Annotated in this window: 1 protein-coding gene; it reads left to right on the forward strand. The window is 40.2% G+C overall.

What is annotated here, in order from left to right:
• Window positions 1-974: transposase (locus KI375_RS26960; protein ID WP_212976437.1), on the forward strand; the 974-nt coding region annotated here is incomplete at both ends.

Here is a 974-nt window from a genome sequence, read left to right on the forward strand (position 1 = left end):
CAGATGGCAACGGATTTGGATAAGTCTGTCCAAACGTATACGGAACAAATCGAATCAAGTGAAGAAGCACAGGACCGAAAAGCCCTGCGTTCGGAACGGAAGCAGCCAAAACAAGCCTTAAAAAAAGCGCATGATTACATACATCGGAAAGAAAAATATGAAGAAGCATTGGAGATTTTAGAAGAACGTAATAGCTATTCCAAGACGGATCACGACGCAACCTTTATGCGATTGAAAGATGACCATATGAAGAATGGACAGTTGAAAGCTGCTTATAATGTGCAATTGGCAACAGAAGGACGTTACGCGTTAGCCTATGATATTTTTCCGAACCCTACCGATACACGAACATTGATTCCTTTTTTAGATCGAATGGAAAAGGAATATTTTGTGTTGCCTGAATTCCTAGTAGCGGATGCAGCTTATGGAAGTGAACAGAATATAGAAAATGTCACCCTGGAACGATTACGAACTGCCCTCATCACTTACAATATGTATCGTAAAGAGAAGAAGAAAAAATATAAAAACAATCCTTTTAACACCGCTAACTGGGATTATGATGCCGAAAAAGATGCCTTTACTTGTCCAAATGGGCAAGCTGTTACTTATCGCTATGACTCCAAACGGACAGACAAGTATGGTTACGAGCGACAATTTAAGGTCTATGAATGTGAAGATTGTACAGGTTGTCCTTTACGAGAGCAATGTACCAAAGCAAAGGAAGGCAACAACCGAAAAATATTTTATAATGAGAAATGGGAAGCACAAAAGAAGATGATACGAGAACAGCTTTCAGATGAAGAAATGGGCAAGCTTTACGGGAAACGTAAGATAGATGTGGAGCCATTTTTTGGATTCTTGAAGGCTAATTTGGGTTTCACTCGTTTCTCCGTACGAGGAAAACCCAAAGTGGAAAATGAATTGGGATTCGCCTTAATGGCAGTGAATCTGAGAAGATACACTGCCTCTAGCCG

Origin of the sequence: Bacillus sp. J14TS2 (genome assembly GCF_018333015.1) — a bacterium.
Lineage (GTDB): Bacteria > Bacillota > Bacilli > Bacillales > Bacillaceae_C > Lederbergia.